The organism is Pseudonocardia halophobica, from assembly GCF_050948485.1.
Taxonomy (GTDB): Bacteria; Actinomycetota; Actinomycetes; order Mycobacteriales; family Pseudonocardiaceae; genus Pseudonocardia; species Pseudonocardia halophobica.
In genome coordinates, this window is the sequence record NZ_CP192046.1 from 4,547,459 (window position 1) to 4,571,719 (window position 24,261).

General features: G+C 74.8%; 26 protein-coding genes and 1 pseudogene. 19 read left to right on the plus strand and 8 right to left on the minus strand.

The annotated features are described in order from the left end of the window. Positions 1 to 57: 57 nt before the first annotated feature. Together ACQP04_RS21560 and ACQP04_RS21565 are read left to right on the plus strand one after the other, a co-directional pair. The gene (locus ACQP04_RS21560; protein ID WP_433502364.1) at positions 58 to 762 is read left to right on the plus strand and encodes a response regulator transcription factor; all 705 of its coding nucleotides are present in this window, start codon (positions 58 to 60) and stop codon (positions 760 to 762) included. 84 nt (positions 763 to 846) lie between these two features. Then, complete coding sequence (locus ACQP04_RS21565; protein WP_433502365.1) at positions 847 to 2,181, plus strand: histidine kinase dimerization/phospho-acceptor domain-containing protein; 1,335 nt, start codon at positions 847 to 849, stop codon at positions 2,179 to 2,181. Positions 2,182 to 2,184: 3 nt separating this feature from the next. On the opposite strand, the gene ACQP04_RS21570 is transcribed toward ACQP04_RS21565, so the two are convergent. Both ACQP04_RS21570 and ACQP04_RS21575 read right to left on the minus strand, forming a co-directional pair. After that, positions 2,185 to 3,120, minus strand: coding sequence for a chitosanase (locus ACQP04_RS21570; RefSeq protein WP_433502366.1), 936 nt, complete (start codon positions 3,118 to 3,120; stop codon positions 2,185 to 2,187). Positions 3,121 to 3,225: 105 nt separating this feature from the next. Beyond that, a complete protein-coding gene (locus ACQP04_RS21575; protein WP_433502367.1) occupies positions 3,226 to 3,798 on the minus strand; it encodes a hypothetical protein in 573 nt (190 codons plus the stop codon). A 385-nt stretch (positions 3,799 to 4,183) separates the two neighbouring features. On the opposite strand from ACQP04_RS21575, the gene ACQP04_RS21580 reads away from it, so the two are divergent. The 5 genes from ACQP04_RS21580 to ACQP04_RS21600 all read left to right on the plus strand — a co-directional run bounded on the left by ACQP04_RS21580 (position 4,184) and on the right by ACQP04_RS21600 (position 7,369). Further along, positions 4,184 to 4,879: a response regulator transcription factor gene (locus tag ACQP04_RS21580; RefSeq protein ID WP_433502368.1), complete on the plus strand. Its 696-nt coding sequence runs from the start codon at positions 4,184 to 4,186 to the stop codon at positions 4,877 to 4,879. Continuing rightward, positions 4,876 to 6,309: an ATP-binding protein gene (locus ACQP04_RS21585; protein WP_433502369.1), complete on the plus strand. Its 1,434-nt coding sequence runs from the start codon at positions 4,876 to 4,878 to the stop codon at positions 6,307 to 6,309. The genes ACQP04_RS21580 and ACQP04_RS21585 overlap by 4 nt, the downstream gene beginning before the upstream one ends. A gap of 20 nt (positions 6,310 to 6,329) precedes the next feature. Further along, positions 6,330 to 6,803, plus strand: a complete 474-nt coding sequence (locus ACQP04_RS21590) for a DUF1707 SHOCT-like domain-containing protein (protein WP_433502370.1) — start codon at positions 6,330 to 6,332, stop codon at positions 6,801 to 6,803. Then, positions 6,800 to 7,009 carry a hypothetical protein gene (locus ACQP04_RS21595; protein WP_433502371.1) on the plus strand — a complete coding sequence of 70 codons (210 nt, stop codon included), beginning with the start codon at positions 6,800 to 6,802 and terminating at the stop codon, positions 7,007 to 7,009. Before ACQP04_RS21590 ends, ACQP04_RS21595 begins: the two co-directional genes overlap by 4 nt. Positions 7,010 to 7,084: 75 nt before the next feature. After that, entirely contained in the window at positions 7,085 to 7,369 is a 285-nt protein-coding gene (locus ACQP04_RS21600; protein ID WP_433502372.1) for a hypothetical protein, read from the plus strand. Here ACQP04_RS21600 and ACQP04_RS21605 read toward each other — a convergent pair. Beyond that, complete coding sequence (locus ACQP04_RS21605; RefSeq protein ID WP_433502373.1) at positions 7,356 to 7,694, minus strand: alpha/beta hydrolase; 339 nt, start codon at positions 7,692 to 7,694, stop codon at positions 7,356 to 7,358. The genes ACQP04_RS21600 and ACQP04_RS21605 overlap by 14 nt on opposite strands. On the opposite strand from ACQP04_RS21605, the gene ACQP04_RS21610 reads away from it, so the two are divergent. The 3 genes from ACQP04_RS21610 (at position 7,684) to ACQP04_RS21620 (ending at position 9,692) form a co-directional block, all read left to right on the plus strand. After that, complete coding sequence (locus tag ACQP04_RS21610; protein ID WP_433502374.1) at positions 7,684 to 8,019, plus strand: DUF6092 family protein; 336 nt, start codon at positions 7,684 to 7,686, stop codon at positions 8,017 to 8,019. The genes ACQP04_RS21605 and ACQP04_RS21610 overlap by 11 nt on opposite strands. Continuing rightward, positions 8,016 to 8,558, plus strand: coding sequence for a nitroreductase family protein (locus ACQP04_RS21615; RefSeq protein ID WP_433502375.1), 543 nt, complete (start codon positions 8,016 to 8,018; stop codon positions 8,556 to 8,558). The genes ACQP04_RS21610 and ACQP04_RS21615 overlap by 4 nt, the downstream gene beginning before the upstream one ends. A 72-nt stretch (positions 8,559 to 8,630) precedes the next feature. Beyond that, entirely contained in the window at positions 8,631 to 9,692 is a 1,062-nt protein-coding gene (locus ACQP04_RS21620) for an LLM class flavin-dependent oxidoreductase (protein ID WP_433502376.1), read from the plus strand. A 12-nt stretch (positions 9,693 to 9,704) separates the two neighbouring features. Here ACQP04_RS21620 and ACQP04_RS21625 read toward each other — a convergent pair whose 3' ends face one another. Both ACQP04_RS21625 and ACQP04_RS21630 read right to left on the minus strand, forming a co-directional pair. Beyond that, positions 9,705 to 10,916 (minus strand): cytochrome P450, encoded by a 1,212-nt coding sequence (locus ACQP04_RS21625; protein ID WP_433508413.1) that lies wholly within the window; start codon positions 10,914 to 10,916, stop codon positions 9,705 to 9,707. Then, the gene (locus tag ACQP04_RS21630) at positions 10,916 to 11,617 is read right to left on the minus strand and encodes a TetR/AcrR family transcriptional regulator (protein ID WP_433508414.1); all 702 of its coding nucleotides are present in this window, start codon (positions 11,615 to 11,617) and stop codon (positions 10,916 to 10,918) included. Before ACQP04_RS21630 ends, ACQP04_RS21625 begins: the two co-directional genes overlap by 1 nt. Positions 11,618 to 11,860: 243 nt before the next feature. On the opposite strand from ACQP04_RS21630, the pseudogene ACQP04_RS21635 reads away from it, so the two are divergent. From ACQP04_RS21635 to ACQP04_RS21650, 4 genes and pseudogenes are all read left to right on the plus strand, one after another. Further along, positions 11,861 to 13,194 (plus strand): annotated as a pseudogene (locus ACQP04_RS21635) (MFS transporter); the annotation flags it as partial. A gap of 326 nt (positions 13,195 to 13,520) precedes the next feature. After that, the gene (locus tag ACQP04_RS21640) at positions 13,521 to 14,312 is read left to right on the plus strand and encodes an MSCRAMM family protein (RefSeq protein ID WP_433502377.1); all 792 of its coding nucleotides are present in this window, start codon (positions 13,521 to 13,523) and stop codon (positions 14,310 to 14,312) included. Between the two features lie 109 nt (positions 14,313 to 14,421). Further along, positions 14,422 to 15,510, plus strand: a complete 1,089-nt coding sequence (locus tag ACQP04_RS21645) for an aromatic acid exporter family protein (RefSeq protein WP_433502378.1) — start codon at positions 14,422 to 14,424, stop codon at positions 15,508 to 15,510. 152 nt (positions 15,511 to 15,662) lie between these two features. Continuing rightward, positions 15,663 to 16,469 (plus strand): alpha/beta hydrolase, encoded by an 807-nt coding sequence (locus ACQP04_RS21650; protein ID WP_433502379.1) that lies wholly within the window; start codon positions 15,663 to 15,665, stop codon positions 16,467 to 16,469. Between the two features lie 12 nt (positions 16,470 to 16,481). On the opposite strand, the gene ACQP04_RS21655 is transcribed toward ACQP04_RS21650, so the two are convergent. Together ACQP04_RS21655 and ctaD are read right to left on the minus strand one after the other, a co-directional pair. After that, a complete protein-coding gene (locus ACQP04_RS21655) occupies positions 16,482 to 16,784 on the minus strand; it encodes a hypothetical protein (RefSeq protein WP_433502380.1) in 303 nt (100 codons plus the stop codon). Between the two features lie 55 nt (positions 16,785 to 16,839). Continuing rightward, positions 16,840 to 18,594: an aa3-type cytochrome oxidase subunit I gene (gene ctaD, locus ACQP04_RS21660; protein WP_433502381.1), complete on the minus strand. Its 1,755-nt coding sequence runs from the start codon at positions 18,592 to 18,594 to the stop codon at positions 16,840 to 16,842. A 136-nt stretch (positions 18,595 to 18,730) separates the two neighbouring features. Between ctaD and ACQP04_RS21665 the strand changes: the two genes are divergently transcribed. From ACQP04_RS21665 to ACQP04_RS21680, 4 genes are all read left to right on the plus strand, one after another. Then, positions 18,731 to 19,204, plus strand: coding sequence for a group II truncated hemoglobin (locus ACQP04_RS21665; protein WP_433502382.1), 474 nt, complete (start codon positions 18,731 to 18,733; stop codon positions 19,202 to 19,204). Positions 19,205 to 19,352: 148 nt separating this feature from the next. After that, positions 19,353 to 20,360 carry an HNH endonuclease gene (locus tag ACQP04_RS21670; RefSeq protein WP_433502383.1) on the plus strand — a complete coding sequence of 336 codons (1,008 nt, stop codon included), beginning with the start codon at positions 19,353 to 19,355 and terminating at the stop codon, positions 20,358 to 20,360. Positions 20,361 to 20,774: 414 nt separating this feature from the next. Continuing rightward, on the plus strand, positions 20,775 to 22,067 hold the full coding sequence (locus tag ACQP04_RS21675) for an MFS transporter (protein ID WP_433502384.1): 1,293 nt from the start codon (positions 20,775 to 20,777) through the stop codon (positions 22,065 to 22,067). A gap of 198 nt (positions 22,068 to 22,265) precedes the next feature. Then, the gene (locus ACQP04_RS21680; RefSeq protein WP_433502385.1) at positions 22,266 to 22,670 is read left to right on the plus strand and encodes a VOC family protein; all 405 of its coding nucleotides are present in this window, start codon (positions 22,266 to 22,268) and stop codon (positions 22,668 to 22,670) included. 13 nt (positions 22,671 to 22,683) lie between these two features. On the opposite strand, the gene ACQP04_RS21685 is transcribed toward ACQP04_RS21680, so the two are convergent. Next, on the minus strand, positions 22,684 to 23,589 hold the full coding sequence (locus tag ACQP04_RS21685) for a cation diffusion facilitator family transporter (protein ID WP_433502386.1): 906 nt from the start codon (positions 23,587 to 23,589) through the stop codon (positions 22,684 to 22,686). 67 nt (positions 23,590 to 23,656) lie between these two features. Between ACQP04_RS21685 and ACQP04_RS21690 the strand changes: the two genes are divergently transcribed. Continuing rightward, on the plus strand, positions 23,657 to 24,223 hold the full coding sequence (locus tag ACQP04_RS21690; RefSeq protein ID WP_433502387.1) for a TetR/AcrR family transcriptional regulator: 567 nt from the start codon (positions 23,657 to 23,659) through the stop codon (positions 24,221 to 24,223). Positions 24,224 to 24,261 lie beyond the last annotated feature (38 nt).

Consider the following 24,261-nt stretch of genomic DNA (forward strand, 5'->3'; position numbering starts at 1 on the left):
GGGTCCAGGAGATCACGAGTGCGGCGGCGCGGCGTCTACGGCCGTTAGCATCGCCGGATGGCCTCGGTCCTGGTAGTGGAGGACGACGACACGATCGGCGACGTCGTGGCCTCCAGCCTGCGGTCGCACGGCTACGGGGTGGAGCTGGCGCGGACGGGGACGGCGGCCGTCGAGGCGGCCCGCGGCCCCGGCTTCGACCTCGTCCTGCTCGACCTCGGGCTGCCCGACCTCGACGGCGTGGAGGTCTGCCGGCGGCTGCGGCAGCGGCTGCCCGCCGCGGTGATCGTGATGCTCACGGCGCGGCGGGCCGAGATGGACGTCGTCGTGGGGCTCGACGCCGGCGCGGACGACTACCTCACCAAGCCCGTCCGGCTGCACGAGCTGCTCGCCCGCATCCGCGCCCACCTGCGCCGGGCCGGGCCGCCCGTGGCGCCGGCGGTGGTGCAGCTGGGCGACCTGAGCCTCGACGTCGGCGGTCGGCGGGTGCTGGTGCAGGGCCGCGAGCTGGCGTTGCGCAGCAAGGAGTTCGACCTGCTCGCGCGGCTGGCCCGCGAGCCGGACACCGCCGTGAGCCGGGAGACCCTGATGGCCGACGTCTGGGACGAGCACTGGCACGGCCCCACCCGCACGCTGGATGTGCACGTCGCCTCGCTGCGGCGGCGCATCGCCTCCTTCGACGGGGCCCGGGTCCCGCGGATCACGACGCTGCGCGGGCACGGCTACCGGCTGGAGCACCCGGACCGCGTCGCCCCGGAGGGCTGACGGATGCCCAGGGTTGATCGGCGCCGGGCTGACGGTCGGAGGGCTGATCGGGGCCGGCCCGAGCCGGTCCGCCGCCGCCTGGTCGTGCTCACCGTCGCCACCGCCGCGATCGCCGTGGGGCTCTTCGGCATCCCGCTCGCCGTCGGGCTGGTGCAGTACAGCCTGGAGGACCAGGAGTCGGTGCTGCAGCGGACCGCCAGCCTCACCGCGCGGTCGGTGCAGAGCGAGCTGGCCCGCGGCGATGCCCCGACCGTCCTGCCGGACCTGCCGGCCGACGTCGTCCTCGCCGTGTACGACGGCGACGGCGACCTCGTCCTGGGCGACGGCCCCGAACCCGCGGGCGACGAGATCGGCCGGGCCCTCGGCGGCCGGGGCTCGCACGCGACCATCGACGGGAACATCGTCGTGACGGTGCCGGTGACCGGGCGACACGACCCCGACGGCGCCGTCCGCGCCGCGATGCCGGTCTCGGCGGTCTACGCCGGGCTCGTGCCGATCTGGCTCGGGATGGCCGGGCTCGCCGGCGCGGTGCTGGTCACCGTGTGGCTGCTGGCCCGGCGCCAGGCCCGCCGGCTCGCCACGCCGCTGGAGGACCTCGCGGGCGCCGCGCGCCGGCTCGGCGAGGGCGACTTCAGCGTGCGCACCGGCCGGGCGGGCGTCGCCGAGATCGACCAGGTCGGCGGGGCGCTGGACAGCACCGCCGAGCGGCTCGACGCCCTGCTGGCGCGGGAGCGCGCCTTCTCCCAGGACGCCTCGCACCAGCTGCGCACCCCGCTCACCGGGCTGCGGCTGCGGCTGGAGGCCGCGCTCGACCGCCCCGACGCGGACCTGAGGCCGGCGCTGGTGGCCGGGATCGCCGAGGCCGACCGTCTCGAGCGCACGATCGACGAGCTGCTGCAGCTCGCTCGGGAGCGCACCGGCCGCGGCGAGCCGACGGACGTCGACGCGCTGGTCCGGGAGCTGGAGCCGGCGCGGGCCGAGCGGCTGGCGGTGTCCGGGCGCGGGCTGGTCGTGGACGTGGCACCGCAGCTGCCCCCGGCGGCCGCGTCGGCGGCGGCGATCCGGCAGGTCCTCGGTGTGCTGCTGGACAACGCCGAGGTCCACGGGGCCGGCACCGTGCGGATCGTGGTGCGCGAGTCGGGCGAAGCGCTGGCCGTCGACGTCACCGACGAGGGCGCCGGGCCCGGCCCCGACCCGTTCGCCGCCCCGCCGGAGCGGCCGGCCGCCGGCGGCGGGGTCCACGGGATCGGGCTGCCGCTGGCCCGCCGGCTCGCCGAGGCGGAGGGCGGGCGCCTGGTGCTGGGCCGGTCGGTGCCGCCGGTGTTCACGCTGTTCGTGCCGGCGGCGTGGCCGGAGGCCGTCGTCGAACCCGCCCCGGCCGAGCCCGAGCCGGCCGAGGAGGTCCCGCTCGGCCGGTGACCGCTACCCGGTGATGGTCTGCGGCTCGCCCCAGGGGTTCACCGTGAATGGGGTCGCGAGGTCGAGGTTGCCGTGGTCGAGCAGGGCGTCGAGGGCGTCGACGCGGCCGACGGACTCGCTCCACACCTCGCTGGTGGCCGACGAGCTCGGGTTCTCCAGCGTGGTCCGCCGGATGTCGAGGAAGTCCCGCAGCCACTCGGTCTCGTCGATGCCGTCGGCGGGCGACCCGTCCATGTCCGCGTCGGTCTGCCGGACCAGCGAGGGCAGGCCGTCGGGGCCGTCCTGGGTGCCGTGCTCGACCGCGGTGTCGACGAGGATCGCCAGGCCCAGCGCCGAACGGATCCCGTCGGCGTCGGCGAGCTTGCGCGCCGGGGCGACGTACAGCGCGTCCGTGACCTGGTCCTGCACCTGACGGAACACCGGGTCGTCCGCGGCGGTCCGCCAGGCGTCCGCGAAGCCGTCGAGCGTCCCCGTCGAGTCGTCGTACGCCGCGGCGAGCTCGGTCAGGGCCGGGACGTAGCCGGCGAGAGGGTTGTCCGGGACCCGCGCGGTGTAGCTCTTCACCACCATGAGCAGGTCGCCGCACGCGGTGCAGAAGCCCGCCCGGCCCGCGGTGTAGCCGCGGCCGTCGTCGAGGTCCTCGACGTAGGCGTACTGGACCTCCGGCGTGCCGTTCTCGAACACGCTGACCATCTGCGCGATGACCCGGTCGAGGTCGCGGTCGCTCGCCGCGGACCCGCCGCCCGCGGATCCGGTCGGGCCCGCGGTGCCCGGGCTGCCCGCTCCGCCCAGGAGCAGGAAGAGGGCGGCCGTGAGGAGGACCGCACCGGCGACGACTGCGCCGAGCACGGCGAGGAACCGGGCGCGCCCCGGGGCCGGGCGCCGGGGCGACCCGCCGGCCGGGCGGGCCTCCCGGGAGAGGAACAGGGTCCGCTGCATCACTGTCCATGGTCGTGGGGGCGGGGCCGGACGCGCCGGCCGGGGTCGCCGTCGACCCTAGGAAGGGCCCGGCCAACGGTTCGGCAGATCCGTGTAAGGGGAACCTCAAATCGAGGTGCAGGTCTCACCTCGCCAGGCCGGCTCCGGCCCGCTCCTCCAGCAATCGGCGCAGGTGCCGCAGCGCGCGGTGACGGCGGCCGCGAGGGCGGTGGGGTCGTCGGGCACCTCGGGCACCAGCTCGAGGTGCACGAGATGCTGCACGGGCTCGCCGGGCTCGCCGGGCTCGCCGGGCGCGGCCGCACGGTCGTGATGGTGCTGCACGACCTCTCCGCCGGCTGCCTGCACGCCGACCGCACGGTCGCGATGCTCGGCGGCGAGGCGGTCGCCCAGGGCGAGCCCGCCGCCGTCGTCATCGCCGAGTTGGTCGGCCGGCTCTACGGCGTGGACTGCGAGGTCCTCACCGGCCCGTCGGGCGCCCCGGCGGTCTGCCCGACGGCCTGCGTCGCAGGGGTCAGCCGCGAGGCGTCGGTCCAGTCCGGCGCAGCGGGCCGCCCGGCCGATCTCCGCGTCGGAGCCGGACGGGGTGTAGCGGCGGACCTCCTGGGTCGACCGCAGCACCTCGCGCAGCGCGGGCAGGCCGCCGGCGTCGGCGGTGAGCCGGCACAGCAGCCGCCCCACGGGCCGTCGAGGCGGTCCTGGCGGGCGCGGGCACCCCTGGGCGCCGCCACGGCACCCACACCTGCTGCTGCACGAGACGGTGACGGTCCCCAGTCCGGGGGAGACCTCCGCACGCTGACCGTAGGCCCGCGAGAACCGAGCGACGGGCGCTTCCCGACCGCCCCCCCCGGCACCAGGGGCACATCGAGCTCATCCGCGAGCAGAGGCCGGCACACCCACACCCACTCGGGCGTCGTACAGGCCGTCGACGCCCTGTGCCGCACACCCGTCGGGTGTGGCACGAGCCAGGAGCGGGTGTGCCCGGGCAGGAGTGGATGTGCTGAGGCAGCATCGGCCGGGCGGCCGACGCCGCAGCTTCCGCGACCGGACCGGGCACCATGGGGACATGCCGAGTCGTGTGCTGGTCGCCGACGACGACCGGGCGATCCGGGAGTCCCTCGCGCGCGCCCTCGAGCTGGAGGGCTATGCCGTGGTCCCGGCCGTCGACGGGGTGGAGGCGCTGTCGCTCGTCCGCCGGGAGTCGTTCGACGCGCTGGTCGTGGACGTGATGATGCCCGGCGTCGACGGACTGGCCGTGTGCCGCGTGCTGCGCGGCGACGGCGACCACACGCCGATCCTCATGCTCACCGCCCGGGTCGAGACCCCGGACCGGGTGGCCGGGCTCGACGCGGGCGCCGACGACTACCTGCCCAAGCCGTTCGAGCTCGACGAGTTGCTCGCCCGGCTGCGGGCCCTCATCCGCCGGGCCGCCGTGCACGGGGGCGACACCCCGCGCGCGGCCGAGACGCTGCGGACGGGCGCGCTGCGCATCGTCCCGGCGGCCCGCCGGGCGTGGTGGGACGAGTCCGAGCTGCAGCTGTCGAAGACCGAGTTCGACCTGCTGGAGCTGCTGGTCCGCAACGAGGGCATCGTGCTCGACCACGCCACGATCTACCAGCGGATCTGGGGCTACGACTTCGGCGCCGACTCCAAGAACCTCGCCGTCTACATCGGCTACCTGCGCCGCAAGCTCGCCGCCGCGGGCGCTCCCCCGCTGATCCACACCGTCCGCGGGGTGGGCTACACGGTGCGTGCGGCATGAGCCTGCGCACCCGGTTCGCCCTCGCGTTCGCGCTGGTCGCGGTCGTCGTGGCCGGGCTGGTCGGCTTCCTCAGCTACCGGGCCGCGTCGGACCGCACCACCGACGAGATCGACCGCTCCCTCCGCGCGACGGCCGCGGCGGTCGCCGCGGGACGGACCGAAGTGCTCGAGCCCGTCGTCGTCCGGCACGGGCACGGGCCCGACGGGGACCACGACGGCGATCACGACGGGGACCAGCCGCTCGTCGGCCAGCTCGTGAACCCGGACGGGACCACCCGGTTCCTCGGCGGCCGCCCGGAGACCCTGCCGGTGTCGGCGACCGACCGCGCCCTCGCCACATCGGGGGTCGCGGGGGCCACGGCGAGCCGCGACGTCCGCGTCGACGGCGAGGACTACCGCCAGCTGACGACCGCGCTCGGCGGCGGCCGGGGCGCGCTGCAGGTGGCGACCGACGCCGAGGAGAGCGAGCGTGTCCTGGCCGGGACGGCGAGCCGCATCCTCTGGGTCACCGCCCTCGTGGTGGTCGTGGCCGCGGCCGTGGGCTGGCTGCTCGCGCGGCGGATCACCCGCCGGCTGGTGCAGCTGGCCGGGATCGCCGAGGAGGTCAGCGCGAGCGGGGTGGTCGAGCGGGAGGTCCCGGTGCACGGGCGGGACGAGGTGGGTCGGCTGTCGGCATCCTTCACCACGATGCTGGGCCGGCTCGCGGCCGCCCGCGAGGCGCAGGACCGCCTGGTCCAGGACGCCGCCCACGAGCTCCGCACCCCGCTGACCAGCCTGCGGACCAACGCCCGCGTGCTCAGGCGGCTCGACGAGCTGTCCCCCGAGGCGCGGGCCCGGCTGATCGACGACGTCGAGGGCGAGACCCGCGAGCTCAGCAAGCTGGTCGACGAGCTGGTCGAGCTCGCGCTGTCCCGGCAGGGGGACGAGGTCGACGAGCCCGTCGACCTGGGCGCCCTCGCGGAGCGGGCCGCCGAGCGGGTCCGGCGGCGGACCGGGCGGCGGATCGAGGTGCTGGTCGAGGACGGGGTCGTGTCGGTCCGCGGACGGCCGCGGGCGCTGGACCGGGCCGTGAGCAACCTGCTGGAGAACGCGGCGAAGTTCGACGGGGGAAGCGAGCGCCTCGAGGTGTGGGTGGGCGGGGGCCGGATCGCCGTCGCCGACCGCGGCCCGGGGATCACGCCGCGGGACGCCGAGCGGGTGTTCGACCGCTTCTACCGCGCCGACGCCGCCCGCGGCCTGCCCGGCTCCGGGCTCGGGCTGGCGATCGTGCGCGACGTGGCGGATCGGCACGACGGCACGGTGTTCGCGGAGGCGCGCGAGGGCGGCGGGGCGTGCGTGGGCTTCACCGTGGGCGAGGGCCGGTTCTTACCCGGCTCCGAACCTGGCCACGTCGGGGACTCACCGGCGGCCTCCAGCATGGGCGGAACCTGAACGACGACCCCGGGAGCCCGATGACCTCCCCCGCCGGTCCCGCGCCGGACCACTCCGAGGCGCCCACCGCCGCCACGCCCACCGCAGCGAGCGCCCCAGCGCCCGGCGGAGCGCCCACCGCAGCCACCGCCGGATCCCGCACGCGGGCGTCCGACGCCGAGCGCGAGCGCGTCGTCACCCGGCTGCACCACGCCGTCGGCGAGGGCCGGCTCGACCTCGCCGAGGCCGAGGAGCGGACCGCCGCCGCGTACGCCGCCCGCTTCCGCGACGAGCTCGACCCGCTGCTCGTCGACCTGCCCGGCGGGCCCGCCGGCGCCGAGCCCTGGTCGGCGATCTGGGAGTCCGTGGTCTGGCGCGGCCACCGGGCCGTGTGGGGTCCCGAGGCCGGCCGCCCGACCGCGCCGCAGTGCCGCACCGCCGCCGCGGTGGTGGCCGCAGCCGTGGTGTGGGTCCTGCTCTGCATGGTCGTCGGCGCCGTGGTGGTGGCCGCGTGAGCGCCGCCCGGGCGGCCCGCCGGCCCGTGATCGTGCTGACCGCAGCCGTGCTGGGGCTCGGCGCGGCCGGCGGGATCACCGGGATGGCGCTCGGCGGCATCGGCGCGGCGGTGTCGGACCGGATCTCCCACGCCTCCTCCGACTCCTCGCCCGGCCCCGGGTTCCACCACTGGCACCACGACCACGACCGGTTCGACGACGACTGATCCCGCCCGGCACCCGCTCCCCTGCTCCCCCGGCGGGAACCCCCGAATTCCGAGATCCCCCGAACCCGGAGAACCATGACGACCGTCGCCGGGCTGCCCGCCCACATCCTCCTCGTGCACGCCGTGGTCGTGCTCGTCCCGCTGACCGCGCTGCTGCTGGTGGTCGAGTCGCTGTGGCCCGCGGCGCGGCGCCGGCTCGCCTGGCCGGCCGCCGCACTCGCCCTCGTCGCCGTCGTGGTCGCCGCCGGCTCGGTCGTGACCGTCTACCGGATCGGCGACTCGGGCGCCCGCGCGGCGTGGACCGGCCAGTTCAGCGCCACCCCGCTCCCCCGCGGCGGCGCCCCGGTCACGCCCGGCTGACGTCCGGGACCGTGGTTCCCAGGGCCTCGGCGAGCACCGCGAGCCGGGTACGGGTGAAGCTGCGCGAGACCTCGGCGCCAGCCTCGACGGCGTCGAACCCGTCGTCGGCGCCGGGGACCACGTCGAGCCGGCAGGGCACGCCGGCGGCGCGCAGCCGCTCGGCGTGGGCGGCGTTCTCGTCGTGGAACAGGTCGTGGGTCCCGACACCGATCCACGCCGCCGGGAGCCCCCGGGGTCGGTCGCCCGCGGGGGCACGACCGACGACTGCCGCCGATGCACGTAACCTCCCGCCCGCACCGAGCGAGCCCCGGCCCGTGGAGATCACGAAGGGACAGGGCAACCCGCCCGTGCTCGACGAGGACGAGGCGCTGGAACTGCTCGCCTACCTCGTCACGGCCGCCCGCACCCAGGTCGACGAGGCCGCGGAGTACGGGCCGCTGCGGCTGCTGACCGCCGCGCGCCGGCTCGGGGCCGCGATCGCGCCGCGGGCCTCGGCGGCGACGGCCGGGTTCGTCGGCGGGCCGCTTGCCGCGGTCCCGGAGCTCGCGGTACCGCGCGACGGCCGGGAGGAGTACGCCGCCCGGCTCGACGAGCTGTGCCGGGCCCTCGCCGGCCACCTCAGCGCGCACTTCGCGCAGGAGAGCCCGTGAGCCGCACCCCGGACGGCGAGGCGGTGCTGGCCGCCATCCGCAGCCGCCGCGTGGTGCGGGCGCTGACCGACGAACCGGTGGCGCGCGAGGATCTCGAGACGGTGCTCGACGCCGGCCGCTGGGCCCCGACGGCCGGCAACCGGCACCTGCAGCGCTTCGTCGCCACGGACGACCCGGCCACGCTGCGGGTGCTGCGGATGGTGTCGCCCGGGATGATCCAGCGCCCGGCGGCGGCGATCACGATCTGCACCGACCGTCCGCGGGCCGCGGCGTTCGGGTTCCCGCCGGACGCCCCGGGCCTGCACGTCGACGTCGGCACCGCGGCCGCGACGCTGCTGCTCGCGGCGCACGCGATCGGCCTCGGCGCCGGACCCGTCACCTCCTTCAGCCGCGCCGCGGTCGGGGTGGTGCTGCGGCTGCCCGACGGCTGGGTGCCGGAGATGATCGTGTGCCTCGGCCACCCAGCGCGCGGCGCCCCCGCGCCGATGCGTGCCCGCCCGCGGCTGACCTGGCGTGACCTCACCACCTGGGTGCCCTGATCGGACCCCGGGCATAACGTTGAGCGCTCAATCGTTTGCGGTACCGTCGGTGACGAGATCGGGAGGAACCGCATGGACACGCTGGAACTGGGGCTCGACACCTTCGGCGACGTGACCGTCGACGGGCAGGGCGACCGCACGTCGTACGCCCAGGTCATCCGGGACGTCGTGGAGCAGGCCGTGCTCGCCGACCGGGTCGGGATCGACGTGTTCGGGGTGGGCGAGCACCACCGCGACGACTACGCGATCTCCGCGCCCGAGGTCGTGCTCGCCGCGATCGCCGGGCGCACCGAGCGGATCAAGCTCGGCACCGCCGTGACGGTCCTCAGCTCGGACGACCCGGTGCGCGTCTTCGAGCGCTTCGCCACGCTCGACGCCGTGTCGAACGGCCGCGCGGAGATCACCCTCGGTCGCGGCTCCTTCACCGAGTCGTTCCCGCTGTTCGGCTACGACCTGGCCGACTACGAGACGCTCTTCGCCGAGAAGCTCGACCTGATGGCCCACCTGCTCGACGAGGGCCCGGTGACCTGGGAGGGCACGGTCCGTGCCGCGCTGCGGGACCAGCAGGTCTACCCCAAGACCGAGGCCGGGATCACCGCGTGGGTCGGCGTGGGCGGCAGCCCGCAGTCCGTGGTCCGCGCTGCGAGCTACGGCTTCCCACTGGTCCTCGCGGTGATCGGCGGCGACCCGGTGCGCTTCGCGCCGTACGCGGAGCTGTACCGGCGCACCCTGGAGCAGCTCGGCCGCGGGCCGCTGCCGATCGCGGTGCACGCGCCGGGGTTCGTCGCCGAGACCGACCAGGAGGCCGTCGACACGCTCTTCCCGCACGCGAAGATCGCCCTCGACCGCATCGGCCGCGAGCGCGGCTGGCCGCCGCTGACCCGCGCCCGGTTCGAGGCCGACGTCCGCGAGGGCGCCCAGCACGTCGGGTCGCCGGAGACCGTGGCCCGCAAGATCGCCCGCACGGTGCGGGCGCTGGGCCTGCAGCGCTTCGACCTCAAGTACACGACCGGCACGCTGCCGCACGCCGAGCTGATGAAGTCGATCGAGCTGTACGGCACGGTGGTCGCGCCCCGCGTGCGCGAGTTGCTCGCCGACGGGTCCGACGAGCGACCCGAGGGCATCGCGGTCTGACCAGCGGCCCCGTCACCAGGCGACGGGCAGCGCCTCCAGGCCGTAGATCGCCTTGTGCACGGCGAAGGAAACCTCGTCGTCGGCGCAGGCGAGGCGCAGGCCCGGGAAGCGGCGCAGCAGGGCCGGGAAGGCCACCCGCATCTCCATCCGCGCCAGCGGGGCGCCGAGGCAGTGGTGGATGCCGTGCCCGAACCCGACGTGCGTGCCGGCCTTGCGCGTGACGTCGAGCCGGTCGGGGTCGTCCGTCAGCGCGGGGTCCCGGTTGGCCGCGGGCGGGTTGAACGACACGAGGTCGCCGCGGCGGATGATCGTGCCGTCGATCTCGACGTCGCGGGTCGCCAGGCGCGGCGAGCCGGAGTTCACCACGCTCAGCCAGCGCAGGAGCTCCTCGACCGCGCCCGGTACGGCGTCCGGGTCGTCGCGCACCAGCGCGAGCTGGTCCGGGTGCCGTAGCAGGGCCAGGGTGCCCAGCCCGAGCATGTTCGACGTGGTCTCGTGCCCGGCCACGAGCAGGAGGGTGGCGATCCCGACGAGCTCGGGGTCGGTGAGGTCCTCGTCGTGGTCGCGGATGAGCATGCCGAGCATGTCCTCGCCCGGGTCGCGGCGTGCTCGGGCGACCAGGTCCTGCATGTAGGCCAGCGAGTCGGCGGCGAGGGCGGCGCGCTCGTCGTCCGGCAGGGACACGTCGAGCTGGCGGCCGGTGCGGGCCTGGAACTCCTCCTGGTCCGCCGGCGGCACGCCCAGCAGCTCGCAGATGACCAGCGACGGGATGGGCAGGGCGTACCGCGCGACCAGGTCCGCCGGCGGACCGTGGCGTTCCAGCGCGTCCAGGTGCTGGTCGACGATCTCGACGATCCGCGGTTCGAGCCGCCGCATCCGGCGCACCGTGAACTCCGGGGTGAGCATGCGGCGCAGCCGCGTGTGGTCCGGCGGGTCGAGTGCGAGCAGGTTGCCGCTGCGGTCGCCGGTGAGCTGGCGCGGGTCCCGCGAGGCGCCCACGAGATCGGCCGGCGTCCAGCCGTTGGCGAACGACTCGGCGTCGCCGAGCATCCGCCGGACGTCGGCGTGCCGGGTGAGCAGCCAGGCCGGCGGTCCGAACGGCGTCGGGACCTGGATCAGCCCCTCCTGCGCGCGCAGCGCCGCGAGGTCGGGGGCGGGTCCGAACCCGTCCCTGCGCAGGGTGAGCGGCCGGTCGGGGGCGGGGACGGAAGGCCGTGCTGAGATCACTGCGGGGGTCCTCCGGGTGCTGGGAGAGTTCGGGACGGGACCGTGGGCCGCACCGCGCCGGGCGGCGTCCAGGGGGCAAGCCAGATTCCGGTGATCGCGTCGACCAGGCCGGTCGCCGCGTCCCGCCAGGTCGCGCGCGGGGTGGCGGTGCCGTCGGCGAGTGCGCGCTCCCGCTCGGCGGTCAGGTGCACCATCAGCTGGCGCACCATGGCGCCGCGCTCGGCGCGCACCTCCAGCGGCAGCGCCGGCAGGCAGGCGTTGAGGCCGTCGAGGGCCTGCAGCGGCGAGGGCGAGGACAGCGCCTCGTCGTCCATGATCTCGCGCAGCGCCGGGTCGGTGGCGAGCTGTGCGCCGAAGCGGGCGAACCAGGTGGGGCTGCCGAGGGCCTCCAGATGCTCCGTCGTGGGGTGCACCAGGCACGCCACCCAGTCCCGGACCTCGGTCGACCCGGCCACCTCGGCGACCATCGCCGCGCGGATCCGCTCGATGTCCGCGGTGTGCCGGCGGACGATCGTGCGCACCAGGTCCTGCTTGCCGCCGAAATGGTAGCCGACGACGGCGGTGTTGCCCTGCCCGGCGGCCTCGCCGATCTGCCGGTTCGACACCGTGTACACGCCGTGCTCGGCGAACAGCCGCTCGGCGGTGTCGAGGAGGAGCTCCCGGGTGGCGGCCGCCCGGCCGCCGTACTCGCGCCTCACCCTGTCCCCCGCCTCGCCGTCCTTCTCCGCCGCGTCCAGTGAACCGCTCACCGCACAACTCAGTCAACCGAGTGATTTAAACTTGGCTCGCTCTGGTCGCGGCGCACATCCTCGTGCCACGCTTCGTCAAACACGTGGTTGAAGTAGCGCCCAGGGAGCCCCGTGACCCCCCTCCAGCCGGACCGTGCCCGCCCGGGCGCGCTCGTCCCCGTCCTGGCCTTCTCCGGGATCGTCGTCGCGCTCATGCAGACCGTGATCATCCCGCTGGTCCCCCGGCTGCCCGCCCTGCTCGGGGCGTCGCCGGCCGACACGGCGTGGGTGGTCACCGCCACCCTGCTCGCCGCCGCGGTCGCCACGCCGACGGTCGGCCGGCTCGGCGACATGTACGGCAAGCGGCGGATGCTGCTGCTGAGCCTGGTCGTACTGATGGCGGGTTCGGTCGTGGCCGCGCTGAGCGACTCGCTCGTGCCCGCGATCGTCGGCCGGGCCCTGCAGGGCCTCGCCGCCGGCGTGATCCCCCTGGGCATCAGCATCATGCGCGACGAGCTGCCCGCGGAGCGCCTCGGCTCGGCCACGGCGATGATGAGCGCCTCGCTGGGCGTCGGCGGCGCGCTCGGCCTGCCCGCCGCGGCGTTCCTGGCCGAGGAGACGGACTGGCACGTCCTGTTCTGGGTCTCCGGCGGGCTCGGCCTGGTCGCCGCCGTCCCGTGCTCACGCTCGTCCCCGAGTCGTCCGTGCGGAGCGGGGGCCGGTTCGACGGGCTCGGCGCACTGGGCATCTCGGTGGCGCTGCTCTGCCTGCTCCTCGGTATCTCCAAGGGCGCCGACTGGGGCTGGGCGAGCGGCAACACGCTCGGCCTCTTCGCCGGCGCGGTGGTCGTGCTCGGCGTGTGGGGGTGGTACGAGCTGCGCCGGCCGCAGCCGCTGGTCGACCTGCGCACGCTCGCCCGCCGCCAGGTGCTGCTGACCAACATCGCCTCTGCGGTCTACGGGTTCGCGATGTTCGCGATGTCCCTGGTGCTGCCGCAGCTGCTCCAGCTGCCCGGGGCGACGGGCTTCGGGCTGGGGCAGAGCATGCTCGCCGTCGGTCTCGTGATGGCGCCGAGCGGGCTGGTCATGATGGCGATGGCACCGGTGTCGGCCCGGATCTCGCGCGTGTCGGGCCCGAAGACCACGCTGATGCTCGGCGCGCTGGTCGTCGCCGTCGGGTACGGGGTGAGCATCCTGCTCATGTCCGAGATCTGGCACTTCGTGCTGGCCTCCAGCGTCATCGGCGCGGGCATCGGGCTCGGCTACGGCGCCATGCCGGCCCTGGTCATGGGCGCGGTCCCGCGCTCGGAGACAGCCGCCGCCAACAGCTTGAACACCCTGATGCGTTCCATCGGCACGTCGGTGTCCAGCGCTGTCGCGGGCGTGGTCCTGGCGCACATGACGGTGGAGATCGGGGGCGTGGCCCTGCCGACCCAGAACGGCTTCCGGGTCGTCCTGGCCGTCGGCGCCGGAGCCGCGCTCGTCGCGGTTCTGGTCGCCGCGTTCATCCCGGGCCGGCGGCCCGCCACCGCACCCGTCCGGACCGGAGAACCCCCCGTCCCCACCGGCCGGACCGTGAAGGGCAGGATCGACGGCGTGGCCGGGCCGGTTCCCGCTCTTGTCACGGTGACGGCACACGGCGCCGACGGCGCGGTCGTCGGCACCGCGCGGGCTGACCCCGACGGCCGCTACCGGCTCGACGTCCCGGCCGGGCCGCTGACCCTCGTCGCCGTCGAGCACCCGGCGGTCCACGAGGCGGTGACGGTCCGGGCCGGGCTCACGCAGCGGCACGACATCACGCTCCCCGCGGACACGTCGTCGCCACCCGAACCGGATCCGGAACCGCTCGCCGGCGCCGTCGGGGTGGAGCTCCGGTGATCGACCCCGGCCTCGACGGGACCGCGTCGGTGCAGGTCGCGGGCCAGGTCCGGACGACCGCACGCCCGGTCCCCGACGCGACCCTCACCCTCACCGACGGCGCCGGCATCCAGGTTGCCCGCACCCGCAGCGCGGCCGACGGCGCCTTCGCGTTCCCCGGCCTGCGGCCCGGCCGGTACGTCCTGGTCGCGCACCGCAACGGGCACCGGCCGCAGGCCACGGCCGTGGAGGCACTGCCTCCCGGCGGGGTGCGGCACGACGGCGGGCTGGACCTGGTGCTCGAACCCGTCGCGAGCCTGCGGGGCACGGTCCGGGACCCGGACACCGGACTGCCGGTGGTCGCGGCCGCCGTCGTCGCCGTGGACCCGGCCGGGGAGGTCGTCGCGTCGACGATGTCCGAGCCCGACGGCAGCTACCTGCTGGAGGGGGTCGACACCGCCGGTCCGCTCACGCTCGTCGTGGCCGCGCCGGGTGCCGACCCGGTCGCCCGCAGCGTCGAGCTCGGCGCCACCGGTGGCGAGCACACCGTCGACCTGGCCGTGCAGACCCTCAGCACGCTGACCGGCACCGTGACCGGGGGCGGGCGACCGCTCCCCCGGCTCCCCCTCACGCTGCACGACCACCGCGGCCGGACCGTCGCCCACGCCCGGACGGACGCGGAGGGCACGTACCGCTTCGAGGGCGTCCCGGCCGGGAGCTACACGGTCCGCAGTGCCACCAGCGGGCCGCAGGCGGCGGGGATCGGGCCGGACGACGGCGTCTGTCACCTGACCCTCGCCCCCCGCTGAGCCCGCGGCGGGCGGAGCCACGCGACGCTCGGTGATCGGCGTCGCCACGGGGCGTGAACCATCCGCCGGAAGGGATGACCACGGGCCGATCACCTGGTCTGCTCGGCACGTGCCGGTGCTGCGCGACGTCCACCCGTGGAGCGCCGTGCGGGCCGCCCTGCCCCGCGAGGGCCCCTCGGTGGTCCGGATCGTGGTCGCCGCGGCTGTGAGCTGGCAGGTCTGCGTGTGGCTCGGCGCGACCCAGCCGCCGGTCTACGCGGTGGTCGTCCCGCTCGTGGCCATCCGGGACGCGCCGGGCTCCGCGCTCAACGTCTCGCTGGCCCGACTCGTGGGGGTGGTCGCCGGGCTCGCCGTGGGCATCGGGGTGCTGGCGTGGCTGCGGCCGTCGGCGCTCACGGTGGCGCTGGTCCTCGCCGTGGCGCTCGCGATCGGGATGGTGCTGCGCATCGGCGACACGCTGAACGTCCAGGTCGCGGTGTCCGCCCTGCTCGTCTTCGCGAACTCCGATCCCTCGTCCTACGCCGTGGCCCGGCTGTGGGAGACGGCGGTCGGGGCGGTGGTCACCGTCGTCCTGTCGCCGCTGCTGCTGCCGACGAACCCGGCGCGGACCTTCGTCGCCGCGCTGCGCGGGGTCGCCGACGGCGCGGCCGAGGACCTGCTGCTGGCCGCGGACCTGCCGGTCGATCCGGCGGACCCGGCCCGCGAGGACCTGGCGGCCCGGCTGACCGACCGGTCCCACCGGCGCGACGACGTCGCCCGCAAGCTCCCGGGCCAGCTCGCGTCGGCGCGGCGGGCGGTGCGCCTGCACCCGCTCTGGCGCCGCCGTCACACCGCCGAGCTGGCGGCGCTGGAGGAGCCGACGGCCGCGGCGCCGGAGATCACGGAGCTGGTCCGCACGCACGTCACCGACGTCGTCGAGCTGGGCAGACGCCCGGACACCTGCGCGTGGTGGGCCCGCACGGCGCCGCGGACCCGGGCCGTCGTGCGGCCGCTGGCCGACGCCGTCGCGGCCGGTCTGAAGGGCACTCCCGATCGCGACGCACTCGCCGAGGCCGCCGCGGCCGTGGAGGCGCACGCGGCGGCGGACCACTCGGCGTTGGGAGGCCTGATCCGGCGCCCGCTGCGGCGCGCCGAACGGGTGCTCACCGCCCTCGCCGGGCCCGACCGGCCCGCCGGCACGGGTGGTTCCGGGCCGTGACACACGGGATGGCGCCGGCACCCTCCGGCGCCATCCCGCCGACCCCCTCCGAACCCCCCGTTGTGGTCTACATCACTGAGCCGGGCGGTTCAACGTAACGGGGGTTGCGGCTTCGCGGCCGCGACGACGGGGCGGGCTGGCACGATGCCCGTATGGGCACGGCGCTGCGGCTGGTGATCGGCCTGGTCGTGGTCGTCGCCGTGGCGGTCGCGCTGCTGTGGGCGATCCAGCGACGGCTCGTGTTCCTGCCCGGCGGGGCGCCGTCCGTCGCGCCGGAGCAGGTGCTGGCCGGCGGGAGCCCGCTGGCGGTCCCGACCGCCGACGGGCTCGTCCTCGCGGCCTGGCACGCGCCCGCCACCGGCCCGTCCCGCGGCGTCACCGTGCTCGTGCTGCCGGGCAACGCCGGCAGTCGCGCCGATCGCGTGCCGCTCGCCGAGGCGCTCACGGCCCGGGGGCTCGACGTCGTGCTGCTGGACTACCGCGGCTACGGCGGCAACCCGGGATCGCCGAGCGAGGAGGGACTGGCGGCCGACGCCCTGGCCGCGCACCGGTACCTCACCGGACACCGCGGCATCGACCCGTCGCGGCTCGTGGTGCTGGGCGAGAGCATCGGTGCGGCGGTCGCGACCCGGCTCGCGCAGGAGCGGCCGGTCCGGGCGGTGGTCCTGCGCAGCCCGTTCACCGAGCTCGCCGACGTGGCCGCGGAGCAGTACCCGTTCCTGCCCGTCCGGACCCTGCTGCGCGACCGGTTCCCGGTCGTCACGACGGTCGGTTCGGTGGCCGCCCCGGTCACGGTGGTGGCCGGCGGCGCGGACGAGATCGTGCCCGTCGAGCAGAGCAGGGCGGTCGCCGCGGCCGCCGGCAGCGCCGCCGTCGAGGTGCCGGGAGCGCGCCACGACGACCCGGACCTCGGCTACGGGCCCGCGCTGGTCGACGCGGTCGTGCGGGCGGCCGGCTGACCCTCCCGCAGGTCACCGGCGGCAGCGGACCACCCGGACGAACACGAGCACCATGATCACGAAGGCGATGCCCACGGCCAGCCCCAGGACCGGTCCGCCCGCGATCGCGGCCTCGGCGGTCATGCCGCACAGGATGAGCAGGCCGACCACCGCGGCCACCCGGTCCGCCCGGTGCATCGCGACGTCGCCGGTGGGCCCTGGCGGGCCGGGCGGCGCGGCTTCCCGGGGGCGGCCCGTCAGGCTCTGTTCGAGGCGGGCCAGGACGCGCCGCTCCCGCGCGGTCAGCGGGCGCACGCCCCGGTCGTCGAGGGTCATGGTCGCCTCCCCGACACTCGGATCGGTCGGCTCCGGTGGTGCGGAGCCGTTGTCGTCAGCGTGAGCGCGGATCCTCGTCCGGCTGCTGCTCACGCCCCACGGCCTGCGCGACGTGCTCCGAGGGCGCCGCGTGTCCCCCGCTGTGCGCCTCGGCCCGCGCCCGTTCCACCAGGTGCGGGTAGTGCAGCTCGAAGGCGGGCCGCTCCGAGCGGATCCGCGGCAGCTCGGTGAAGTTGTGCCGCGGCGGCGGGCATGTGGTGGCCCACTCCAGCGAGTTCCCGAAGCCCCACGGGTCGTCGACGGTCACCACCCGGCCGTAGCGGTAGCTGTGGAAGACGTTCCAGATGAACGGCAGGATCGAGAACCCCAGCACGAACGCGCCGATCGACGAGACCATGTTCAGGACCGTGAAGCCGTCCGTCGGCAGGTAGTCCACGTAGCGGCGCGGCATGCCCTCGTTGCCCAGCCAGTGCTGCACCAGGAACGTCGTGTGGAAGCCGATGAAGGTGAGCCAGAAGTGGAACTTGCCCACCGTCTCGTCGAGCATCCGGCCGGTCATCTTCGGGAACCAGAAGTAGATCCCGCCGTAGGTCGCGAACACGATCGTGCCGAACAGCACGTAGTGGAAGTGCGCCACCACGAAGTACGTGTCCGAGACCATGAAGTCGATCGGCGGCGAGGCCAGCAGCACGCCCGTGACCCCGCCGAACAGGAAGGTGGCCAGGAAGCCGAGGGCGAACAGCATCGGCGTCTCGAAGGTCAGCTTGCCCCGCCACATCGTGCCGATCCAGTTCACGAACTTGATGCCCGTCGGGATCGCGATGAGCAACGTCGTGAACGAGAAGAAGGCGAGCAGCACGGCGCCGGTGGCGTACATGTGGTGCGCCCACACCGCCGCCGAGAGGAACCCGATCGCGATCGTGGCGAACACCAGGGTCTTGTAGCCGAAGATCGGCTTGCGGCTGAACACCGGGAAGATCTCCGTGACGATCCCGAAGAACGGCAGCGCCACGATGTAGACCTCGGGATGGCCGAAGAACCAGAACAGGTGCTGCCAGAGGATCGCCCCGCCGTTGGCCGGGTCGAACACGTGGGCGCCGAGGTGCCGATCCATCAGCAGCCCGAACAACGCCGAGGTGAGGACGGGGAAGGCGATCAGGACCAGCAGCGCCGTCACGAAGATGTTCCACGTGAAGATCGGCATCCGGAACATCGTCATGCCGGGGGCGCGCAGGCAGATGATCGTGGTGATGAAGTTGACGCCGCCGAGGATCGTCCCCAGACCGGCGACGATCAGCCCGCCGAGCCACAGGTCGCCGCCCGCCCCCGGCGAGCGGATGGCGTCGGACAACGGGGTGTAGGCGAACCACCCGAAGTCCGCCGCGCCGCCGGGCGTGAGGAAGCCGGACATGACGATCAGTCCGCCGAACAGGAAGAGCCAGTAGGAGAAGGCGTTCAGCCGCGGGAAGGCGACATCGGGTGCGCCGATCTGCAGCGGCACGATGTAGTTCGCGAAGCCGAACAGAATCGGCGTGGCGTAGAGCAGCAGCATGATCGTGCCGTGCATCGTGAACAGCTGGTTGTACTGCTCGCTCGACAGGAACTGCTGTCCGGGCCGGGCCAGCTCCGCGCGGATCAGCAGCGCCATCGCGCCACCCGCCATGAAGAAGCCGAACGACGTGACCAGGTACAGGATCGCGATGTCCTTGGGGTCCGTCGTCTTGAGCATCTTGAGGAACGTCGACCCCTTGCCCGTGCGTCGCGCGGGATAGGGCCGGGTCTCGATCGGGCGCGGCGCAACTGCGGTCATCGCTCCCCCTCGACGGCGGTGCCGGTTAGGTGGGCGACCACCGTACTGCGGTTCGGACCTGCCCGGGTAGGGCCGACCGGCAGCGTCGGGCGGAAAACCTCTTCCCCGTGCAACGATTTTGATTACCTTGTTGCAGATGACCGACGCCACCATTCCCACCCTGCACGCCTGGGCCGGGGGCGACGCCGCCTTCCGGAAGCTCGTCGACGCCTTCTACGACCGGGTCGAGCGCGACGACCTCCTCGCCCCCTTCTTCCCCGGCGGCGTCTCCGAGGCCCACCGCAGCCACGTCACCACGTGGTGGATCGAGGTGTTCGGGGGCGAGCCCCGCTACACCCGCGAGCACGGGGGTTACGAGGCGATGCTCGCCCACCACCGCGACCTCGGCATCACCCCCGAGCAGCGTTTCCGCTTCGCCTCGCTCATGAGCCTCGCCGCCGACGACGCGGGCCTCCCGGACGACCCCGAGTTCCGCGCCGCCTTCGTCGGCTACGTGGAGTGGGGCACGCGGCTGGCCCTGCACAACTCCCGCCCGGGCGCCGACGACGTCGTCGCCCACGCCCCGGTGCCGCGGTGGGGGTGGGGAGTGGCCCCGCCGTACCAGCCCTGACCCGGGTGGTTGCGACCCAGCCGAACCCGCCGGAGCTTCCGCAGGGAGCCCTCCGCCCGAGCCGCGACCACGCAGGGAGAACGCGAACCCGCTCGGGGAAGCCGCGTCGGCCTGGAGCGAGGCGCAACTCGCGGCCGCGGTCGAGGCCGTGCTCGCCCACCGGCCCGACCCGCGCACGGTCGGGCGCGGGAAACCACTGATCCAGGTCGTGGTCGGCTACGACACCCTCACCGGCACCACCGACACCCCGGCCGAACTCATCGGCTACGGACCCATCCCCGCCGGGCTCGCCCGCGAAGCCGCCGCCGACGGCGTCTGGAAACGACTGGTCACCGACCCGCTGTCCGGGGCGCTGCTCGACCACGACCGCACCGTCTACCGACCACCCACCGCCGTGCGCGACTTCGTCACCGCCCGCGACCAGACCTGCCGCCTACCCACCTGCAACCGCCGCGCCCTCGACGGCGACCTCGACCACCATCAACGCGCGGCGGACTGCGGGCCCACCTGCGAGCGCAACCTGCACGGGCTGTGCAAGCACCACCACACCCTCAAGGAGCACGAGACCTGGCAGGTCCTCGCCCACCCCGACGGCTCGCTGACCTGGGTCACCCCCACCGGATACCGGTATGTCAGCCGGCCGTACGACTACCGGCCCTTCACCTCCGCGCCCGACGACCCGACCGTCCCGGATCCGGACACCGCCGCCGAGTTCGCCGCCCGCGCCCAGCTCGACGCCGACGCCGACACCGATCAGCCCGGTGACATCCCGCCCGCCGCTCCCCGCGGCGCTGGACCCTCGCCAGCATGCGCGGCGAGGTCCTCCCCGCCGATCTCGATGACCCCGCCCCATTCTGATCGCGCGATACCGCAGCCCTGGCCGACCTCGGACACCGCTCCCGCACGATCACCGGCCGCGCCGCCCCCTCAACCCCCTCGGCGAGCCGGCGCGGGGCGTCGAGCCCCCCGCCCGCTACGCGCGCGACAGCGGCCGTGCGCTGCAGCGGGTTGGTCCGCACCCGGTCCGCACCTCGCGATCGAGCGGTGGCGGGAAGCGAGGCTCGTCCTCTCGAGGACGGCAAGGTGCCACAGCACCGCGGCGTGGCTGAACGGCAGTTGGCGCGCCAGGGCCGATGTGCTTCGCTCTCCGCGCTGACCAGCTCCAGGAACGAGCACCGGCCCGGTACGGAAGCGCAGCGATCGTCTCGCTTGGGACCACCGCCCGGTGCGCCTTCCCGGCGCCCGTCACCTCGGGGGTGTCCCATCACCGGCGCTGCAGCGCTCGTCACTTGCGGCCCGGCCCCGTCACCTGCGGCCTGACCCGCACCTGCCTCCTGCGCGCCACCTATCCCCTCGACCCCGGACCAGACCTGGCTCTGCTCCGATCTGACGATCAGCTGCCACAGCCGCTCGTCACGCCGATCTCGATCTCACGCCGCCAGGCTCGCGGCCGCCGCCCGCCCACATCGGACGCCACCACTGAAGCTGGACAAATCTTGCCGAACGTACGTTAAGGTCGTCCGGCCACACTGTGCCCCATGTCACCTCGACGAGGACGTCAGGAGACCCTGTGACTCCCCAGACCCGCACCCGCTGGGTGATCGCCCTGCTCATGCTGTTCGTGGCGATCAACTTCGCCGACAAGTCGATCATCGGGCTCGCCGCGGCCCCCATGATGAAGGAGCTCGGGCTCAGCGCCACCGAGTACGGCACCATCGCCAGCTCCTTCTACCTGTTGTTCAGCATCTCGGCCGTCGTGTTCGGCTTCCTCGGCAACCGGTTCTCCGCGAAGTGGATGCTGGTGGCGCTGGCGGTGATCTGGTCCGCCGCGCAGCTGCCGATCCTGGTGCCCGCCGCGGGCTTCGCGGTCCTGCTGATCACCCGCGTCCTGCTGGGCGCGGGCGAGGGTCCCGGCATCCCGCTCGGTATGCACGTCGCCTTCTCCTGGGTGGAGGAGCGCAAGCGCGGGTTCACCGCGGCGTTGCTGACCGTCGGCTCCGGCCTCGGCGTGATCATCGGCGCTCCGCTGCTCAACGCGGCCATCGCCGCGTGGGGCTGGCGTTCCGCCTTCGGCATCCTCGGCGCGATCGGGCTGCTCTGGGCGATCGCGTGGGTGATCGTCGGCGGCGACGGCCCGTTCGCCACCACCGCCGCGAAGTCCGCCCGGGTCGCGCCGGCCGCGACCGACGAGCCGCGGGTGCCCTACCGCCGGCTGCTCACCTCCGGCACCTGGCTGGGCACGATGTTCTCCGGGTTCACCGTCTACTGGGGCCTCGCGCTCGCCATCGCGTTCCTGCCGCTCTACCTCGGTCAGGCCGGCTTCAGCGGCACCGCCCTCGGCTTCGTCGTGACCGTCCCGGCGTACATCTCGATCGTGTTCATGTTGGTCGGCGGGTGGCTGTCGCAGCGCCTGCTCCGCCGCGGCCTGTCCCGGCACCTGGCCCAGGGTGTGCTCGGCGGGGCGTTCGCGCTGGTCGCCGGGATCAGCATGCTGCTGATCACCCGGGTCGACGCGCCGATCCTGCTGCTCCCGTTCGTCGCGTTGGCCTTCGGGATCGGCAACTCGCAGACCCCGCTCTCGCAGGCCGCCGTCGCGGACGTGACGCCGACCCGTCAGCGGGGCGCCACGCTGGGCATCTGGTACGCGATCGTCTCCGTGGCGAGCGTCGTGTCGCCCCTGCTCACCGGCGTACTGGTCGACGCCGCACCCACCCCCGTCGAGGGGTACGCGCGGGCCTTCGACATCGCGGGCCTGCTGATGGTGCTCGGCGGCCTCACCGCCATGCTCGTCGTGCGGCCGGACCGGGACGCCGCGCGGCACGGCCTGCGCCGCGCCGTCGCCCGGCCGACGCCCGTCGCCTGACGACGTGCGGGCCCGGCACCTGCCGGGCCCGCACCGTCAGCCCGGGCCCCACCGTCGATGACGTCGCCCATGATCGACGATCACCCGATCGGCCGTACCGGGGGCGATGACTTCCGCGTGGGGCCCCGGTCTCCCCTGCGACACCCCGACAGCGCACGCACTCCGGACCGACCGGACCGCAGCGAGGAGGCACCCCCGATGGCCACCACCCAGATCTTCGTCAACCTGCCGATCACCGACCTGGCGACCACCCGCGCGTTCTGGACCGCGCTGGGCTACACGTTCAACGCCGACTTCTCCGGCGACGAGTCGCTCGCGCTCGAGATCGGGCCGGGCATCTCCGCGATGCTGCTGTCCCACTCGCACTTCGGCGGGTTCACGGTCAAGCCCATCGCCGACGGCAGCGCCACCGAGGCGATCCTGGCCCTCGGCGTCGACAGCCGGGACGAGGTCGACCGGCTCGCCGAAGCGGCGCTCGCGAACGGCGGCGCGAAGGCGCAGGACCCCCAGGACCACGGCTTCATGTACGGCCGCTCGTTCCTCGACCCGGACGGCCACCACTGGGAGGTCGTGTGGATGGACCCCGACGCCGGCCAGGGCTGATCCACCCCCGCGGTCAGCTGACCCAGCCCCGGTCGGCGGTGAACCCCACCGACATCGCGGGCGGCGGGTCGAGGTCGCGCAACCGCCGGTACAGCTCGGCCCGCACGTCGTCGAGGTCCTCGACCGTGCGGGCCGTCGAGCGGGCGTCGACGACGAAGTCGACCTCCAGGTCGAGGCGGCCCCCGACCTTGCCTGCCCGGACGAACGACTCGGCGAAGCCGTGGGCCTCCTCGACCGCGCGCACCTCCGCCCGGATGCGGTCGAGGACCTCCGCGGGCGGCGCCATCGTGAGGATCTCGCGGCCGCTGCGCAGGATGAGCCGCACCGGGACCGGCAGGAACGCTGCCGACGCGAGCACGACCATCACCGGGTCGACGTAGGCGGCCGCCGCGGCCCGCTCGGTCGCCTCCAGGGCCCAGGCGACGCCGAACCCGACGAGCACCCCGACGCTGAGCAGCGTGTCCCCCGCCCACTCCGCCGCCTCCGCGCGCGCCAGGTCCGAGCCGCGCGTGGACATCCGCCGCAGCAGGGCCGTCACCACCACGCCGCCGAGCGTCGACACCACGCCGTAGACCAGCGCGGCGCGCACCGCGATCCCCGTGGGCCCGGCGAGCAGCTCCAGCACCGCGCCCACCAGCGCGTACACGCACAGCCCGGCCATCGCCGCCGCCTTGAGGACGACCGCGAGCGGCTCCCACGCCTCCCGCCCCCAGGGGTACCGCTCGTCCGGGCCGCGGCGCGCGGTGCGCAGGGCCAGGACCGCGAGCAGGGTGAGCCCGACGCTCGCGAAGGAGTAGAGGCCGTCGAACACGATCAGCCGGGAGCCGGTCAGCGCGCCCCACACCAGCGCGAGCACCGCGAACCCGGCAGAGGCCCAGAGCGAGATCGCCAGGACCCGGTCGTCCCGCGAGGAGGTCACGGCCGGACGGTAGCGTGGAGAACGACCGTTTCCCGCGAGGACCACCGCCGTACCGAGGACCACACCCATGCCGCCCTTCGACACCGAGGCCGCCCGCACCCGGCTGCTCGACGCCGCGGAGGAGCTCTTCTACGCCCGTGGGATCCAGGCCGTCGGCATGGACGACATCCGGACCGGCGCGGGGCTGCCGCTCAAGCGCGTCTACGCGCTGTACCCGGCCAAGGAGAGCCTCGTCGAGGCCTACCTCGAGCGCCGTGACGTGCGGTGGCGGGGCCGGCTCGCCGCCGCGGTCGAGGGGGTCGACGACCCGGATGGACGGATCCTCGCGGTGTTCGACTGGCTCGGCGCCTGGTTCCGCGAGCCCGGCTTCCGCGGCTGCGCCTGGATCAACGGGTTCGGCGAGCTCGGCGCGGTGTCGGCGGCGATGGCCCGCCAGGCCCGCGCGCACAAACGGGCGTTCGCCGACTACCTCGACGGCCTGGTCGCCGCGGCCGGCCTGCCCGTCGACGTCGGCCCGCAGCTGGTGCTGCTCGCCGAGGGCGCGATGGTCACGGCCGGGATCTTCGGCACGGACGCGCCGGCCGCCCAGGCCCGCACCGCCGCCGCGGCGCTGCTCCGGGCCGCGCGGGGCTGACCGCATGTCCGTCCGGTTATCGGCGGACAACTTCGTGT

Excerpts from the sequence above, each read along its gene's own strand:
- ACQP04_RS21560 (WP_433502364.1), top strand. The coding sequence starts at position 58 with ATGGCCTCGGTCCTGGTAGTGGAGGACGACGACACGATCGGCGACGTC.
- ACQP04_RS21570 (WP_433502366.1), bottom strand. The coding sequence starts at position 3,120 with ATGCAGCGGACCCTGTTCCTCTCCCGGGAGGCCCGCCCGGCCGGCGGG.
- ACQP04_RS21580 (WP_433502368.1), top strand. The coding sequence starts at position 4,184 with ATGCCGAGTCGTGTGCTGGTCGCCGACGACGACCGGGCGATCCGGGAG.
- ACQP04_RS21585 (WP_433502369.1), top strand. The coding sequence starts at position 4,876 with ATGAGCCTGCGCACCCGGTTCGCCCTCGCGTTCGCGCTGGTCGCGGTC.
- ACQP04_RS21590 (WP_433502370.1), top strand. The coding sequence starts at position 6,330 with ATGACCTCCCCCGCCGGTCCCGCGCCGGACCACTCCGAGGCGCCCACC.
- ACQP04_RS21600 (WP_433502372.1), top strand. The coding sequence starts at position 7,085 with ATGACGACCGTCGCCGGGCTGCCCGCCCACATCCTCCTCGTGCACGCC.
- ACQP04_RS21620 (WP_433502376.1), top strand. The coding sequence starts at position 8,631 with ATGGACACGCTGGAACTGGGGCTCGACACCTTCGGCGACGTGACCGTC.
- ACQP04_RS21650 (WP_433502379.1), top strand. The coding sequence starts at position 15,663 with ATGGGCACGGCGCTGCGGCTGGTGATCGGCCTGGTCGTGGTCGTCGCC.
- ACQP04_RS21655 (WP_433502380.1), bottom strand. The coding sequence starts at position 16,784 with ATGACCCTCGACGACCGGGGCGTGCGCCCGCTGACCGCGCGGGAGCGG.
- ctaD (WP_433502381.1), bottom strand. The coding sequence starts at position 18,594 with ATGACCGCAGTTGCGCCGCGCCCGATCGAGACCCGGCCCTATCCCGCG.
- ACQP04_RS21665 (WP_433502382.1), top strand. The coding sequence starts at position 18,731 with ATGACCGACGCCACCATTCCCACCCTGCACGCCTGGGCCGGGGGCGAC.
- ACQP04_RS21680 (WP_433502385.1), top strand. The coding sequence starts at position 22,266 with ATGGCCACCACCCAGATCTTCGTCAACCTGCCGATCACCGACCTGGCG.
- ACQP04_RS21690 (WP_433502387.1), top strand. The coding sequence starts at position 23,657 with ATGCCGCCCTTCGACACCGAGGCCGCCCGCACCCGGCTGCTCGACGCC.